Origin of the sequence: Mesorhizobium sp. M0522, from assembly GCF_040321085.1 — a bacterium.
Taxonomy (GTDB): Bacteria; Pseudomonadota; Alphaproteobacteria; order Rhizobiales; family Rhizobiaceae; genus Mesorhizobium.
Map to the genome: position 1 here is coordinate 238,779 of NZ_JAMYQW010000005.1, position 14,949 is coordinate 253,727.

Consider the following 14,949-nt stretch of genomic DNA (forward strand, 5'->3'; position numbering starts at 1 on the left):
GTGCCGAATTCTGTGCTGTAAAACTCCCGTCACAAACGGTGGTAGGCGGAACGATCCCCGGTCGTTAATATGAGATTCGCGGTTGGCCGATTGGCGGCCGCGACATGAAAGGTTGGACAATGGCCAAATTATCCAAGGCTCCCAGCGACGGCGTCTTCGCAGTCCTCCCACTGCGCGACATCGTGGTGTTCCCGCACATGATCGTTCCGCTCTTCGTCGGGCGTGAAAAGTCGATCAAGGCGCTGGAAGAAGTGATGGGTCAGGAAAAGCAGATCCTGCTTGCGACCCAGATGAATGCCGCCGACGACGATCCGGAGCCCGATGCCATCTTTGACATCGGCACGCTCGCCAATGTGCTGCAATTGCTGAAACTGCCGGACGGCACCGTGAAGGTGCTGGTCGAAGGCGCCTCGCGCGCGAAAATCGTCGCGTTCACCGACCGTCCCGACTTCCATGAAGCCCGTGCTGCGGCGCTGGTCGAACCGGAGGAGGAAGAGGTCGAGGTCGAGGCGCTGGCCCGTTCCGTCGTCACCGACTTCGAGAACTACGTCAAGCTGAACAAGAAGATCTCGCCCGAAGTGGTGGGTGCCGCCAGCCAGATCGACGACTATTCCAAGCTCGCCGACACGGTCGCTTCGCATCTTGCCATCAAGATCCCCGAGAAGCAGGAGATGCTCGCCACGCTGTCCGTCAAGGAACGGCTGGAGAAGGCGATGGGCTTCATGGAAGCCGAAATCTCGGTGCTGCAGGTGGAGAAGCGCATCCGCTCGCGCGTCAAGCGCCAGATGGAGAAGACGCAGCGCGAATACTATCTCAACGAGCAGATGAAGGCGATCCAGAAGGAGCTCGGCGAGGGCGAGGACGGCCGCGACGAGGCCGCCGAGATCGAGGCGCGCATCAAGAAGACCAAGCTTTCCAAGGAGGCCCGCGAAAAAGCGGAAGCCGAACTGAAGAAGCTGCGGACGATGTCGCCGATGTCGGCTGAATCGACCGTCGTGCGCAACTATCTCGACTGGCTGCTGTCGATCCCGTGGGGCAGGAACTCCAAGGTCAAGCAGGATCTGGCCTTTGCCCAGAACGTGCTCGATACGGATCATTTCGGCCTCGACAAGGTCAAGGACCGCATCGTCGAATACCTCGCCGTGCAGAGCCGTCAGAAGAAGCTGAAGGGGCCGATCCTGTGCCTCGTCGGACCTCCCGGCGTCGGCAAGACCTCGCTCGGCAAGTCGATCGCCAAGGCGACCGGCCGCGAGTTCATCCGCATGGCGCTGGGCGGCGTGCGCGACGAGGCCGAGATCCGTGGTCACCGCCGCACCTATATCGGCTCGATGCCCGGCAAGGTCATCCAGTCGATGAAGAAGGCGAAGAAATCCAACCCGCTCTTCCTGCTCGACGAGATCGACAAGATGGGCCAGGATTTCCGCGGTGATCCGTCATCGGCTTTGCTCGAGGTGCTCGATCCCGAGCAGAATTCGACGTTCATGGACCATTACCTCGAGGTCGAATACGACCTGTCGAGCGTGATGTTCGTAACGACGGCGAACACGCTGAACATCCCTGCGCCCTTGATGGACCGCATGGAGATCATCCGTATCGCCGGCTACACCGAGGACGAGAAGATCGAGATCGCCAAGCGTCACCTGATGCCCAAGGTGATCCGCGACCACGCGTTGCAGCCGAAGGAATTCTCCGTCGGCGAGGACGCGATCCGCGGCATCATCCAGACCTACACCCGTGAAGCGGGCGTCAGGAGCCTGGAGCGCGAGCTGATGAAGCTCGGGCGCAAGGCCGTGACCGAGATCCTGAAGACGAAGAAGAAGACGATCAACATCACGGCGGACAATCTTGCCGATTATCTTGGTGTTCCGCGCTTCCGCTTCGGCCAGGTCGAGAGCGACGATCAGGTCGGCGTGGTCACCGGGCTCGCCTGGACGGAAGTCGGCGGCGAGCTGTTGACGGTGGAAGGCGTCATGATGCCCGGCAAGGGCCGCATGACCGTGACCGGCAATCTGCGCGACGTTATGAAGGAATCGATTTCGGCGGCGGCGTCCTACGTCCGCTCGCGGGCCATCGATTTCGGCGTCGAGCCGCCGCTGTTCGACAAGCGCGATATCCACGTCCACGTGCCGGAAGGCGCAACGCCCAAGGACGGACCGTCGGCTGGCGTGGCGATGGCGACGGCGATCGTCTCGGTGCTGACCGGAATCCCGGTCAAGGCCGATGTGGCGATGACCGGCGAGATCACGCTGCGCGGCAGGGTGCTGCCGATCGGCGGCCTCAAGGAGAAGCTGCTTGCCGCACTTCGCGGCGGCATCAAGAAGGTGCTGATCCCGGAAGAGAACGCCAAGGATCTGGCGGAGATTCCGGAGAACGTGAAGAGCGGCATGGAGATCATTCCGGTCTCACGGGTTGGCGAAGTGTTGCGCCATGCGCTGGTGCGCATGCCGGAACCGATCCAGTGGGTTGAACCCGTCAATGCGCCGGCCGTGGTCGATGTCGGGGACGAAGCTGGTAAATCGCTGGCGCATTAGCTCTTGCTAAAGTTGCAATGCACAAAGAGAGAGCCGGGCCTTGAGCCCGGCTTTTTCATGTGAAGAACCCCGGATTTCCGGGCTTTTTTCGACTTTCCCGGCGCTTTTCGACTTGGTTGCCGGAGCGCTTCTTTCTAAAGTCCGTTTCCTGCCGGATGAGTCGAGTGTTCCGGTTTTCTCATGGAAGGGAATTTTTATGAACAAGAACGAACTGGTGTCCGCTGTCGCCGATGCCGCGAGTATTTCGAAGGGTGACGCGCAGTCGGCGGTTGATGCGGTGTTTTCCGTCATCACCGGCGAACTGAAAAAGGGCGGCGATGTCCGGCTTGTCGGCTTCGGAAATTTCACCGTGTCACAACGCGCCGCGTCGACCGGCCGCAATCCGCAGACCGGTGCGGAAGTGAAGATCCCGGCGCGCACCGTGCCGAAGTTCTCGGCCGGCAAGGGCCTCAAGGACGCGGTCAACTAAGCGCCTCCTTAAGTCTTTCAGAGAAAAGAAAAGCCGGTATATCCGGTTTTTCTTTTCTGTGCCCGCAGCGTCGTTGGAAAAGGCGGCGCTATGCCGTCGGCGCGTCAGTGCGCATCAAGCCTTCCTTCTTGAGATCGGCCCACAGCGCCGATGGCGGTTTCGCGTCGAGCAGCGAGCGATTGCTTTCGACTTCGCCCGGCCGCTGGCCGCCGGGGATTACCGAGACGACCGAAGGATGCAGCAGCGGGAACTGCAGCGCCGCCTCGATCAGGCGCACGCCGTGGCGCTTGCAGACGGCCTCGATGCGGGTGACGCGGTCGATGATGTCCTGCGGCGCCTCCGAATAGTTGTAGTAGGCGCCGGGCTTCGGCCCGGTTGCCAGGATGCCGGAATTGTACGGCCCGCCGAGAACGATGCCGATGCCGCGTTGCTGGCATAGCGGCAGGAAAGACTGCAGCGCTTCCTGCTCCAGCAGCGTGTAACGCCCGGCAAGCAGGAACAGATCGAAATCGCCGCGCTCGGCCAGCGTCTGGGCAACCGGCCACTCGTTGATGCCGCCGCCGAACGCCTTGATCACGCCCTGGTCGCGCAATGCTAGCAATCCGTAATAGCCGGAGCTCATGAATTCCTGGATGCGCTGGTCCGAGGCTTCCGTGCTGCCATGGGTGAAGATGTCGACATCATGCACGAAGAGGATGTCGATGCGGTCGACGCCGAGTCGTTCCAGCGAGGCTTCGAAGGAGCGCATGACGCCGTCATAGCTGTAATCGTAGACCTCGCGGCGCGATGGGGTGTCGAAGAATTTGCCGATGCCGGTGCGCTGTTCCGGCGGGCAGGCGCGCATGATGCGCCCGACTTTGCTGGACAGCACGTAGTCGTCGCGCTTCTTCGAACGCAGGAACGGATTGAGTCGCGTTTCGGCTAGGCCCAGCCCATAGAGCGGCGCGGTATCGTAGTAGCGGCAGCCGACCCGCCATGCCGCCTCCAGCGTAGCATTGGCATCCTCGTCGGAGACGGCGCGGTAGAGATTGCCGAGCGGCGCAGTGCCGAAGCCGAGCTCGGTGAAGGTGATGCCGCCATTACCGATGCGGTCGAAATGCCGTGTCTTCATATGCTGTCGTTTCCTCATTTGGATTTGCCGTGACACTATCACGGCTGTAGCGCATCAAAAGCACTGCGTGTCGTTGGACACCGATTTTCGCGGTGATAGCATGAGTGAAAACAAGCTGTTCGGGGCAGAGGTGACTAAGATATTCAAATGGTTCTCCGGCACCTGCAAGCTGGTGCAAATGTTATGACGGACGCCGGCGAAAACCTGTTTGGGATTGCGCTGAACGAGCTTGGCACCGTGCTGGAGCGTATCGACGCAAGCCGCATCGACGCCGCTTGCGCCATCCTGGCTGGCGCGAAAAAGATCGTCACCTATGGCTGCGGCCGCGAGGCGCTGCAGGTCCAGGGTTTTGCCATGCGGCTCTACCATCTCGGTCTGCCGGTGTCGGTCGTCGGCGACATGACCACGCCGCCGCTGGGCGAGGCCGATGTCTTCCTCGCAAGTTCCGGCCCGGGTGAGACGTCGACCGTGCTGACCTTGATGCAGGTCGCGCGCGAGGCCGGTACCACAGTCCTGCTGCTCACCGCGCAAGCCGACAGCACTGCCGCGAAGCTGGCCGATTTCGCACTGCTTATCCCGGCTCAGACCATGGCCGACGACCAGGGTCCCGAAAAGACATCCGTCCTGCCGATGGGCTCGGTTTTCGAAGGCGCGCTGTTCGTCCTCTTCGAAGTGATGGTGCTGAAGCTCAGGGATCTGACCGGCGTCTCGCCGGAAGCGATGCGCGCCCGCCACACCAATATGGAGTAGGTGTCATGCGCTACGAATTGATGCTGCCGCATCAGATACGCAAGGTGATCGCCGAAAACTGGCCGGTCGTGTTGCCGCTCGGTGTGCTCGAATATCACGGCGAGCACATGGCCGTCGGCATGGACACGCTGGCGGTGGTCAAGAGCCTGGAACTGTTCGAAAAAGAAGCCGAAATCGTCATTCTGCCGCCCTTCCATTACGGCGCGGCGAGCTATGCTGTTGCAGCACCGGAGGGCAGTGGTTCGCTGCAGGTCGGCGGCAATGTGCTGGCGCCATTTGCGGAAGAACTGTTCTATAGCCTGCTGCGCGTCGGCTTCCGCAACATCCACGCCATCATTCACCACCAGACCGAAAATTTTGCCGCCGGCATGCCAACCGATCTCGCCTTCAAGGCCGCCGGCCGGCAGGCGATCTTCCGCTTCCTGGAGAAAGAACGTGGCGAAGGCTGGTGGGGCTCTCCGGCGATGGCCGACTATTATGCCGAGCACGCCGAGGGCAGCAATTTCTTCAACTGGGTGCAGGTGCATCCGCTGATGCCGGCTTCAATGCACAGCCGGTACCCGTTCGACCATGCCGGCACCGGCGAGACGTCACTGATGCTGGCGCTGTGCCCGGAAGCGGTCGATGCCGGCCGCTTCGCCGACAACACCGGCTGGTACACGGCAAGTGCGCCCGAAGCCTCGGCGGAATTGGGGCAAAAAGGGGTTGCCATGATCCTCGAGCATTTGCGGGCAACACTTTCGGGTTAGCGCGCTTTTCCCTTCTCCCACAACAAGGGGAGAAGGGAGAGCCGGCGCAGTTATTTCACCGCGCCCGCTGTCATGCCCATGATCAGGTAACGCTCGAGCGCGATGCCGATGACGGCGAGCGGTGTGATGGCGGCGGTGGCAAGCGCTGCCATCGACCACCAGTTGATGCCTTGTGAGCCGGTCTGGCTGGCCACCATGACAGGAATGGTCTTTGCGTCGGTCGAGGTCAAAAGCGCGGCGAAGAAATACTCGTTCCAGCACAGCACCATCGCCAGGATGAAGGCGGCGACCATGCCCGGCAGCGCGATCGGCATGACGATGCGCAAGAAGGCGCCCCAGATCGACAGGCCGTCGACGAGTGCTGCCTCCTCCAACTCCACCGGGATGGAGTTGAACTGGTCGCGCATGATCCAGATGACGATCGGCAGCACCATCAGCGTGTAGAGCAGGATCAGCCCGACGCGCGTGTCGAGCAGGCCGACCTCGCGGTAAAGCACGAGGAAGGGCAGGGCCAAAACCACCGGCGGCAGGATCAGCTGAGACAGGAAGAAGAAGGAAATGTCCTCGTTCCTGAACCAGGCGAACTTGTAACGATAGCGGGTCAGCCCGTAGGCGGCGAGGCTGCCGATGACGATGGCGAGGGTCGACGCGCCGACCGAAGTGATGACCGAATTCATGAAACGCTTGATGAATTCGTCGCGCACAGTCGATGTCCGAAAGATCGAGTCCGGCGACAGGCCGAGCGAACGCCAGCCCTTCCAGTCGGGTTTGAAGTCGACAAACGGGATCAGATGGCCCTGGGTGACGTCGACCGCGGTCTTGAACGAGGTGGTTATCGTCCAATAGATCGGGAACAGGCAGATGAAAGCCCAGAAGATGAGGGCGCCGTAGATGAAGACGCGGTTGGCGAAGAACGCCGCCGGCGAGCGGATTTCGGAGGCGGCAAAGTCGGTGGTTTGAACGCTCATCTTGCCGGCCCGATCAGTTGACGTTGCGCACGAAGCGGCTGGCGAACTTCAGCAGCCAGGTCACGAACACGATGATGATGATCAAATAGGCCATCGCCAGCATCGTGCCGTAGCCGACGTTCGAGCGGTCGCGATATTCGCGGTAGATGAAACTGGACACCGAATCGGTCGCGCCGCCCGGCCCGCCGGAGGTGACGGTGATGATGATGTCGGCGAGCTTCAGCTTGAAGATGATGCGCAGGATGACCGCTGTCACCGACACCGGCAGCATCAGCGGGAAGGTGACCTGCCAGAAGGTCTGCCAGGCAGTCGCGCCATCGACACGCGCTGCCTCGAGCACCTCGCGCGACATCGCCTGCAGGCCGGCGAGCAGCATGATCATCATGAACGGGATGAACGTCCACGCGTCGAGCACCATGATCGAGATGCGGGCGGTGATCGGGTTGGAGAAGAAGGCCGGGTTTTCCCAGCCGAGATGGCGCGCCAGTGTCGCGGCCGGCCCGAAGCGGTATTCCATCAGCGACTTGCCGATCATCCACGACACCGCCACCGGTGACAGCATCAGGGGCATGAGAAAGACGACGCGGAAGAATTTTCGCGCCCGGATCTGCGCGTTGAGCAGCAGCGCCAGGCCAAAGGCGATGACATATTCGACGAACACCGCCAGCACGTAGAGCACCATGTTGAACAGCGCGTTGCGATAATAGGCGTCGTTCAGCATCTGCCAGAAATTGTCGAGCCCGTTGAACTGCCGTCCGCTGAAGGAACTGAGGTTCCAGTCGGTCAGCGCGATATAGAAGCCGAACAGCGTCGGGAAGATCACCATGGCAATGGTAAACAGCAGCGCCGGCAGCAGGAACAGCGCGCGCTGGCCGTCCTCGCCGCGCGTCAGTACCTGGCCGATGCCGAGCGCGACACCCCACAGCACGTAGGCGTAGACCACCGGCCGCCAGGTCTCGAAGCCGATAGTGTCGACCTCGCTCTTGTAGAGGATTTGCAGTGCGATCACCGCCAGAAGGCCGAGCGTCGCAGCAGCCATCAGAGCCCAGCCAAGCCGTTTGCGGCTCCGCGGTATCAGGTCGGATGGCACGGCGCCTGCCGGCCATTCACTTGTCGACAAAGTCTGGTCAGCCAGGGTCCGGTCAGCCACGCGTTCTTGCCCGTTCACAGGAGGCTCGATGACCGGCCGAGCCGGTCGAGGCCAAGTCGGTCAAGGTGAGGTCCGGCGGCTGTGCGCCGCCGAACCAGTTTCACTATCTCAGCCTACATGCCGAGCGAGGCCTTGTAGAGCTTGACCTGTTTGTCGCGGCCGATCTGGTCGGTCAGCTTCTCCCAGGCGGCTGCGATGGCGTCGGCGCCTTCCTGCGCCTTCATCTTGCCGGCAAAGGTGTTGGCCAAAATGTCCTCGGCGGCGCTGTAGTACTGGAAGATGCCGGGGATGCGCGGCTCGATCGCCGCGTTCGGATGGTTGTAGCTGTCGGCTTCCGACTTCAGATACGAGGTGATGAACGCCTCGTCGTAGCCCGCCGCCACCCATTCCGGAATGTTGAAATGCGAGTTGCGATAGGGCTGGAAACCCGACGGATAGGCCGCGCACCAGAGCGACAGGTCCTTGCCGCCGAGATGGGCAGCGGCAGACCATGCCGCCTTCTTCTTCTTTTCGTCGCTGTCGACGCGGGCCATGACATAAACGCCCCAGCCGAGATAGGCGCAGTTCGGTGCATGGTTCGGGCCGCTGGCGAGCTTGTCCCACTTGCCGGTCTTGGAGTTGTAGACATCGTCCGAGCCCGGCAGGATCGAGAAGCCGGTGATGTCGCCGACGACCGAGGAATCGTTGGTCTTGACGTTCGAACCGACGTCGCCCCACCAGGTAACCATCGAACCGGTGCCTGCCAAGAATTGCTGGAAGGCGGTGGTGTTCGGGTCGGCGTTGATCTGGTCGGCAGGTTCGGAGGGCAGGGCATCGATGACGTCCTGGATCGCCCGCACCCATGCCGGATTGTTGACGCGCGGCTTCATCGTGTCGGCATCGAACAGCCAGGCCTTGTCGTCGGGATGCTTGGCGTAGGCGCTGGCGCGGCTGCCGAGGAAATAAAAGCCGAAACCGCCCCAGGGCTTGGGCGCATCGAGATAGCCAAAGACATCCTGGCCCTTCACCTGCTTGCCCTTGAGGAATTTCGTCACCGCCTGCACCTGCTGCCAGGTCTTCGGCACGCCCCATTCGCCTTCTCCGCCGCCGTCCTTCCAGGCCTTGGCGAGGTCGGCATCGGCAAACACGTCGGTGCGGTAGTTGAAGTTATGCGCGTCGCCGTCAACGGTCACGCGATATTGCTTGCCGTCCCATGTGCCCACCGGCGGCTGCAGATAGGCCACGACATCCTTCATGTCGATCTGGTCCTTGACCCAGTCCGGCATCTCGGAGGTGAGACCCTTGCCGCAGACGTCGCCTTCGAACGGTGCCCCCATTTCGATGATGTCGAAATCGACGGTGCCGGTCGCGATCGACTGCTGCAGGCGGGCGTTGTAGTCAGCCTGCGCCAGGTCGATCCAGTTGATCTTGGCGCCGGTATAGGTCTCCCACGGCTTCAGGAAGCCGCGAAACAGCACATTGTGCAGGTTCTGGTTGTTGAGGCCCATGAAGGTGAGTTCGACACCGGCGAATTCGCCTTCCTTGACATTGGCCTTGGTGGCGCCAAGGCAAAGCTCACCGACCTGCTGGAAGTCGGCATCGGTCGGCTGACCCTTGCCGACACCCGGGATCTGCAGGATCTGCGCACGCAGGTCGTCGGCGGCCGCAGCCGTGCGCGTCAGCGCACCAAGTCCGGCGCTTGAGGCCGCCGCGAGGGCGGCCATGCTGGCCGCTCCCTTCAGCACGTCGCGGCGGGTGGCCCCGGCGCGGACAAGTTGGTTATAAAGGCTGACTTTCATTTCGTTCCTCCCAGAAGGTCAATTGTGAATTGGTTCAGATGGTGGAGCGCCGATTATGTTCCCCAACGACAGCGACTCCCGTAAATAGCGGCCCGAATTCTCCCTCCCGCGACGCTTGGCATTCAGTGCCGGACAAGCGTACCGGTGCGCCCGGAACAGGGTCATAAGCCGGACACTGTCACTATTCGCACAACGAAGTGCGGTGTCAACGTGAATGGGTTTTTTATCTATAAGAGACTGACTTGCCCTCGCCGTTTGCGTTGTTTAGCTTCACGGCAACTGAAGGGGGAATGATGGCTCAAGTCGCGATCCGCAATGTGGCCAAGGCGTTCGGAACCGTCAAGGTTCTGCACGATGTCAGCGTCGACATCGCCGACGGGCAGTTCGTGGTGCTGGTCGGGCCTTCCGGCTGCGGCAAGTCCACGCTGCTGAGGATGGTGGCCGGGCTGGAAACGGTCTCCGGCGGCACCATCGCCATCGGCGAGCGCGTCGTCAACCATCTGCCGCCGGCCAAGCGCGACATCGCCATGGTGTTCCAGAACTACGCGCTCTATCCGCACAAGACGGTCGAGCAGAACATGGCCTTTGCTCTCAAGCTGCGCAAAACCGACCCGGCGGTGGTCACTGAGCGGGTCAAGCGCGCCGCCGACATCCTCGACCTCAATCCCTACCTCAAGCGCTATCCGCGCCAGCTCTCTGGCGGCCAGCGCCAGCGCGTCGCCATGGGCCGCGCCATCGTGCGCAACCCGCAGGTGTTCCTCTTCGACGAGCCGCTCTCCAATCTCGACGCCAAGCTGCGTGTCCAGATGCGCACAGAGATCAAGGAACTGCACCAGCGGCTGAAGACCACCACCATCTACGTCACCCACGACCAGATCGAGGCCATGACCATGGCCGACAAGATCGTGGTGATGCGCGACGGTCGCATCGAACAGGTCGGCGCGCCGCTGGAATTATTCGACCGGCCGGCCAACCTGTTCGTCGCCGGCTTCATCGGCTCGCCCTCGATGAACCTGCTCAAGGGCGTCGTGCGCAAGGGCGACAAGCCCGTCGTCGAGATCGCCGGGACGCCGTTCCCGATTGCGGCAACCAGTGCCGTCGAGGATGGCCGTAATGTCGTCTACGGCGTGCGGCCCGAGCATCTCGAAATCCATCCCGATGGTGTTCCGGCGAAGATTTCGGTGGTCGAGCCGACCGGTTCCGAGACTTTGGTGTTCCTGCGCTTCGGCGAGGGCGAGATGGTGGCGCTGTTCCGTGAGCGCCACGACTTCAAGCCGGGCGACACACTGCACCTGAAACCGCGGCTCGACCAGGTGCATCTCTTCGACGCAGAGACCGGCAAGCGTCTCTGATTTCGCCCCAGCAAACTTCGCGAGGAATACCATGCTCAAAGGAATCGATCCGCTGCTCAATGCCGATGTGCTGCAGGCGCTGCGGGCGATGGGCCACGGTGACGATCTGATTATCGCCGACACCAATTTCCCGTCCGATTCGGTGGCGCGCCAGACCGTGCTTGGCCGGCTGCTGCGCATCGATGCGTCGGCGGCCGACGTGGTCAAGGCGGTACTGTCGCTCTATCCGCTGGACACCTTCGTCGACGACGCGGCCGCGCGCATGGAGATCGTCGGCAAGCCGGACGACATTCCCGCCGTGCAGCAGGAAGTGCAAAAAGAGATCGATGCCGCCGAGGGCAAGGCCTGGCCGATGATCTCGGTCGAGCGCTACGCCTTCTACGAACGCGCCAAGAAGGCCTATTGCGTCATCCAGACCGGCGAGCGCCGCTTCTATGGCTGTTTTGCGTTCCGCAAGGGCGTCGTGCCACCGGATGCGGAGTAGCGGCATGCCGGCGAAACCGATCGTCATGAAGCCGGTTGTCATATTGGGCGTCTTCGTCGCCGATACGGCCTACCGCGCCGCCCGCCAGCCGCGCATGGGCGAGACGATCCTGGGCACGTCCTTCACGCTCGGCCCCGGCGGCAAGGGCTCGAACCAGGCGGTGGCAGCCGGCCGGCTCGGCGCCGATATCACCTTCCTTACCCGCCTCGGCGTCGATCCCTTTGCCGATATGGCGAGACAGACCTGGTCGCACGCCGGCGTGAAGAGCGCCGTCATCGACACGCCGGAAAGCTACACCGGTGCCGCCTATATCTTCATCGAGGAGACGAGCGGCAACAACGCGATCATCGTCAGCCCTGGTGCGGCGATGCTGATCTCGCCCGCCGATATCGAGGCAAATGCCGGCCTGATCCGCGCGGCCGGCGTTTTCGTCACCCAGCTCGAACAGCCGATCGAGGCGGCGCTGGGGGCGCTGGAGATCGCGCGCGGGGCAGGGGTGACCACCATCCTCAACCCGGCGCCGGCGGCCAGGCTTCCGGACCGTATCTACACGCTTTGCGACTATGTCACGCCGAACGAGACTGAGGCCGAGGAACTGACCGGCATCAAGGTATCCTCCATCGACGATGCCCGCCGTGCCGCCGACAGCCTGCTCGAGAAGGGCGTGGGCGCTGTAATCGTGACGCTCGGCGAAAAGGGCGCGCTGCTGCACACGGCCGACCGTTCCGAGCATGTCGCAGCGGTCGCCGCCGGCCCGGTCATCGAGACCACGGGTGCGGGCGACGCCTTCAATGGCGGCCTGGCTGCGGCGCTGTCGAGGGGGATGGAACCCCTGCAGGCGGTGCGCTTCGCTTGCGCCGTCGCAGGCATTTCGGTGACGCGCCCGGGCACCGCGCCGTCCATGCCGACGCTGCAGGAGGTCGAGGCGCTGCTCGCCGAGGGGTGAAGCCCGGCACTGCGGGATGAGACTGTAAGCGGGAGCGAATGGGTTAGACCCGACTCTTGTCCGAGAAGCTATTGTCTTCTGGCTTGACCACAAACAGGCGGGCAGGTCGATGGATGAGGATCAATGCCAGAATTCGAAAGGAATGGACCTAGACCGGGTCACGAAAGAAGATGATTTTTGACAAATCAACGTCGACATTTCTCCGACATCAAGGGGACGTGACCCCAAAGGAGAAATGGCGCGAGTGACGGGGCTCGAACCCGCGACCTCCGGCGTGACAGGCCAGTCAATCTTGCAACGAAATCAGCGAAAGTTTCGAGTTCTCAAGGCCGCGAATGGGCGGGAAAATGCCCGAAAGTTGAAACTAATTCTGCCGACATTCCGATTGGTGGGACGACCGGCCTTTGCCATCAGTCGAGCGCCGCAATTGATGTAGCGGCGGCCTGGTACCGCGCCAACGCGTCGACGTGCGAGCATCCGATCATTCCGGCCCTTCGGGCTCGCTTCGGCCTGACGCCGTTGCAGGCGATTGCCGTGCTGCGCGAGGCGAGGGTCGCGCGCTGATGGCGAAAACGCAGTCAACGTCGTGGAGCTGGCGCCACGCGATCATCGCCTCAGACCTCGAGGCGACGACGCGCCACGTGCTCCTGACGATATCCTGCTTCATGAACGACGTTGGCGGCGGATGCTACCCGACAACCAAGCAACTCGAACAGGCGACAGGCCTCTCTGAGCGTTCCGTCTGCACACACATTGCGAAGGCCGAAAGCGCTGGCTGGCTGATCGTCACCAAGCACGGCTTGGCTGGCCGTAAATGGAAAAACCACGAGTACGTCGCGCGATGGCCAGAGGGCGAAGGCACTGAAGCACGTTCAGTGCCTCAACCCGACGAGGCACTGAAGGACGTTCAGTGCCCCACGCAACGAGGCACTGAACGTAGCGACAACGAGGCACTGAAGGACGTTCAGTCTAACACTCCATACACCACTCCAATTGAGAGAGCGCGCGCGATGGATGATTTCAATCATGTCCTCAAGCGTTGGCCGGTTGTCGACAGTCCCAAGGCTGCACGGAAAGCCTGGAACGCGCTGTCGCATGCGGAGCGAGTCGAAGGCGCCAGCGAGATCGAGAGGTTCATCAGGGTCAACCGATCGGGTGGACGAACACTGATCTGTAGCTTCGAACGATATCTGGGCGAGCGGATGTGGAAAGGCCTGCCAGAGAGGCCGCAGCCGGCGGCGCCAAGGCCGGCAGCGCCGATCAAGCCGACAGGACCATCGCCCTTCGAGCGCAAGCACGGATGGCGTCCGCTAACCGAGGCCAAGCCGTGATGGGGGGGGGGCGGGGTCAGATCTCTACAGCGCCGAGGGGCCCGTAACCGCTTGGGGGCCATTCAGAGGTTTTTTTCTTTGACAGTCGCGTTTTGGGCGAGTGCGGCCAAGGAGCCAGACATGGGTATTGATAAGACGTTGAAAAGATTGATGAAAAGTCAGAGCCAGCTTACGCAACCGGGCTCGCGGGATCATTTATTTGCAACTGCCGAGCGGCGGCTGGTTTTGATCACCTGCGCCGTCTGCGGCAATGCCTTCGAGGCGGTGCAGGTTGGGCGGCGGAAGCCGTCGACACGATGCAGCCAAGCATGCCGAGCGGAGGGCCGGCGGCGCTACTCGAACAGCTACAACGCCGCAGCCAAGCAAGAACTCGACGAGCTGCGGGCGCTGGCCGCTGCGGGCGAGCTCGAGCGATTCGGCGTCGGCCGCGATGGGCGCCCTTTGCCGAAGGCTGAGCAGCCGACAGAGTTATCCACACCTGCGGTTGACGGGGAGACGGACGATGCGTAGTTTCCGATCTGCGCGCTGTTGGCGAAACCGCCAAGGCACGCACCTCAAAGCGCCGGTGCTATGCCGGGCAACAGGTCGAAACCCCTTGTTTCAACCCCCGCTTGAGGTGCGCCTGATGCGCGACTTCCAACTTTACCTGAAGGAATCGACGGAACGGTTCATTGCCGCACCCGTCGAGGTCAAGTTTGCGTCCGATCGAGGCGCGATCGACGGCTACGGGAGCGTATTCGGCGTCCGTGATCTCCACGGTGACATCGTCGATCGCGGAGCCTTCACGGCCACTCTGGCAAGGCACCAGGCGGATGGAACCCGCCCCGTCATGTTGTTCTCGCACCGCATGGACAAGCCGATCGGCGTCTGGGACCGGGTTTCGGAAGACGACTACGGCTTGAAAATGTCCGGCCGGCTAAACCTTGACACCCAGGCCGGCCGCGAAGCGCTCAGCCTGGTGAAGCAGGATGCGATTTCGGGCTTGTCGATCGGCTTCCTCGTCAACCCGGGCGGCGCGTCGGTCGGCCGTGACGGCGTCCGCCATCTGAAGGACCTCGACCTCTGGGAGGTTTCCCTGGTAGCGATCCCGTCCAACGGCAAGGCCAGGATCACCGATGTGAAATCCGCCGACGATGTCACCAGCCGGCGCGACTTCGAAACCTTCCTGCATGAAATCGGCTTTGCCAAGGCGGCGGCGCGCAAGCTCGCCGGCGGCGGCTGGCCGGCACTCTCCGACGAAAACCGACAGTCCGTGGCGGACCTCGCCGCGGCGGTCAAATCTGCAATTCTGGACCTGAAAGGATCCTCGAAATGATGCATGCCCTCAAGC

General features: G+C 62.3%; 14 protein-coding genes. 10 read left to right on the plus strand and 4 right to left on the minus strand.

Translation table 11 applies throughout. The features are described from left to right. Positions 1–119 precede the first annotated feature (119 nt). On the plus strand, positions 120–2,531 hold the full coding sequence (gene lon, locus NKI58_RS09500; RefSeq protein WP_023674656.1) for an endopeptidase La: 2,412 nt from the start codon (positions 120–122) through the stop codon (positions 2,529–2,531). A gap of 196 nt (positions 2,532–2,727) precedes the next feature. Then, positions 2,728–3,000: an HU family DNA-binding protein gene (locus tag NKI58_RS09505; protein ID WP_023674657.1), complete on the plus strand. Its 273-nt coding sequence runs from the start codon at positions 2,728–2,730 to the stop codon at positions 2,998–3,000. Positions 3,001–3,088: 88 nt separating this feature from the next. Here the strand turns inward: NKI58_RS09505 and NKI58_RS09510 are convergent, their stop codons facing one another. Continuing rightward, a complete protein-coding gene (locus tag NKI58_RS09510) occupies positions 3,089–4,111 on the minus strand; it encodes an aldo/keto reductase (protein ID WP_352826931.1) in 1,023 nt (340 codons plus the stop codon). Between the two features lie 183 nt (positions 4,112–4,294). Between NKI58_RS09510 and NKI58_RS09515 the strand changes: the two genes are divergently transcribed. Together NKI58_RS09515 and NKI58_RS09520 are read left to right on the plus strand one after the other, a co-directional pair. Then, positions 4,295–4,861 (plus strand): SIS domain-containing protein, encoded by a 567-nt coding sequence (locus NKI58_RS09515; RefSeq protein ID WP_352465573.1) that lies wholly within the window; start codon positions 4,295–4,297, stop codon positions 4,859–4,861. A gap of 5 nt (positions 4,862–4,866) precedes the next feature. Beyond that, entirely contained in the window at positions 4,867–5,610 is a 744-nt protein-coding gene (locus NKI58_RS09520; protein ID WP_023674660.1) for a creatininase family protein, read from the plus strand. Positions 5,611–5,660: 50 nt separating this feature from the next. Here NKI58_RS09520 and NKI58_RS09525 read toward each other — a convergent pair whose 3' ends face one another. The 3 genes from NKI58_RS09525 to NKI58_RS09535 form a co-directional block, all read right to left on the minus strand. Next, positions 5,661–6,578 carry a carbohydrate ABC transporter permease gene (locus tag NKI58_RS09525; RefSeq protein ID WP_352456619.1) on the minus strand — a complete coding sequence of 306 codons (918 nt, stop codon included), beginning with the start codon at positions 6,576–6,578 and terminating at the stop codon, positions 5,661–5,663. Positions 6,579–6,591: 13 nt separating this feature from the next. After that, on the minus strand, positions 6,592–7,713 hold the full coding sequence (locus tag NKI58_RS09530; protein ID WP_031211226.1) for a carbohydrate ABC transporter permease: 1,122 nt from the start codon (positions 7,711–7,713) through the stop codon (positions 6,592–6,594). 128 nt (positions 7,714–7,841) lie between these two features. Continuing rightward, positions 7,842–9,506: an ABC transporter substrate-binding protein gene (locus NKI58_RS09535; protein ID WP_352786443.1), complete on the minus strand. Its 1,665-nt coding sequence runs from the start codon at positions 9,504–9,506 to the stop codon at positions 7,842–7,844. Positions 9,507–9,799: 293 nt separating this feature from the next. Between NKI58_RS09535 and NKI58_RS09540 the strand changes: the two genes are divergently transcribed. The 6 genes from NKI58_RS09540 (at position 9,800) to NKI58_RS09570 (ending at position 14,934) form a co-directional block, all read left to right on the plus strand. Further along, entirely contained in the window at positions 9,800–10,858 is a 1,059-nt protein-coding gene (locus NKI58_RS09540; RefSeq protein WP_352456634.1) for an ABC transporter ATP-binding protein, read from the plus strand. Between the two features lie 31 nt (positions 10,859–10,889). Next, positions 10,890–11,342 (plus strand): RbsD/FucU family protein, encoded by a 453-nt coding sequence (locus NKI58_RS09545; protein WP_352571442.1) that lies wholly within the window; start codon positions 10,890–10,892, stop codon positions 11,340–11,342. A gap of 4 nt (positions 11,343–11,346) precedes the next feature. After that, positions 11,347–12,288, plus strand: a complete 942-nt coding sequence (rbsK, locus tag NKI58_RS09550) for a ribokinase (RefSeq protein ID WP_031211227.1) — start codon at positions 11,347–11,349, stop codon at positions 12,286–12,288. Positions 12,289–12,851: 563 nt separating this feature from the next. Beyond that, entirely contained in the window at positions 12,852–13,619 is a 768-nt protein-coding gene (locus NKI58_RS35515) for a helix-turn-helix domain-containing protein (RefSeq protein ID WP_502898809.1), read from the plus strand. Positions 13,620–13,739: 120 nt separating this feature from the next. Next, complete coding sequence (locus NKI58_RS09565; RefSeq protein WP_352853134.1) at positions 13,740–14,129, plus strand: hypothetical protein; 390 nt, start codon at positions 13,740–13,742, stop codon at positions 14,127–14,129. 115 nt (positions 14,130–14,244) lie between these two features. Then, entirely contained in the window at positions 14,245–14,934 is a 690-nt protein-coding gene (locus tag NKI58_RS09570) for an HK97 family phage prohead protease (protein WP_352853135.1), read from the plus strand. Positions 14,935–14,949 lie beyond the last annotated feature (15 nt).

What these genes read in the sequence shown, in the direction of transcription:
- NKI58_RS09565 (WP_352853134.1), top strand. Translation starts at nt 13,740, where the DNA reads ATGGGTATTGATAAGACGTTGAAAAGATTGATGAAAAGTCAGAGCCAG.
- NKI58_RS09545 (WP_352571442.1), top strand. Translation starts at nt 10,890, where the DNA reads ATGCTCAAAGGAATCGATCCGCTGCTCAATGCCGATGTGCTGCAGGCG.
- NKI58_RS09515 (WP_352465573.1), top strand. Translation starts at nt 4,295, where the DNA reads ATGACGGACGCCGGCGAAAACCTGTTTGGGATTGCGCTGAACGAGCTT.
- NKI58_RS09510 (WP_352826931.1), bottom strand. Translation starts at nt 4,111, where the DNA reads ATGAAGACACGGCATTTCGACCGCATCGGTAATGGCGGCATCACCTTC.
- NKI58_RS09520 (WP_023674660.1), top strand. Translation starts at nt 4,867, where the DNA reads ATGCGCTACGAATTGATGCTGCCGCATCAGATACGCAAGGTGATCGCC.
- NKI58_RS09570 (WP_352853135.1), top strand. Translation starts at nt 14,245, where the DNA reads ATGCGCGACTTCCAACTTTACCTGAAGGAATCGACGGAACGGTTCATT.
- NKI58_RS09525 (WP_352456619.1), bottom strand. Translation starts at nt 6,578, where the DNA reads ATGAGCGTTCAAACCACCGACTTTGCCGCCTCCGAAATCCGCTCGCCG.
- rbsK (WP_031211227.1), top strand. Translation starts at nt 11,347, where the DNA reads ATGCCGGCGAAACCGATCGTCATGAAGCCGGTTGTCATATTGGGCGTC.
- lon (WP_023674656.1), top strand. Translation starts at nt 120, where the DNA reads ATGGCCAAATTATCCAAGGCTCCCAGCGACGGCGTCTTCGCAGTCCTC.
- NKI58_RS09505 (WP_023674657.1), top strand. Translation starts at nt 2,728, where the DNA reads ATGAACAAGAACGAACTGGTGTCCGCTGTCGCCGATGCCGCGAGTATT.
- NKI58_RS35515 (WP_502898809.1), top strand. Translation starts at nt 12,852, where the DNA reads ATGGCGAAAACGCAGTCAACGTCGTGGAGCTGGCGCCACGCGATCATC.
- NKI58_RS09535 (WP_352786443.1), bottom strand. Translation starts at nt 9,506, where the DNA reads ATGAAAGTCAGCCTTTATAACCAACTTGTCCGCGCCGGGGCCACCCGC.
- NKI58_RS09540 (WP_352456634.1), top strand. Translation starts at nt 9,800, where the DNA reads ATGGCTCAAGTCGCGATCCGCAATGTGGCCAAGGCGTTCGGAACCGTC.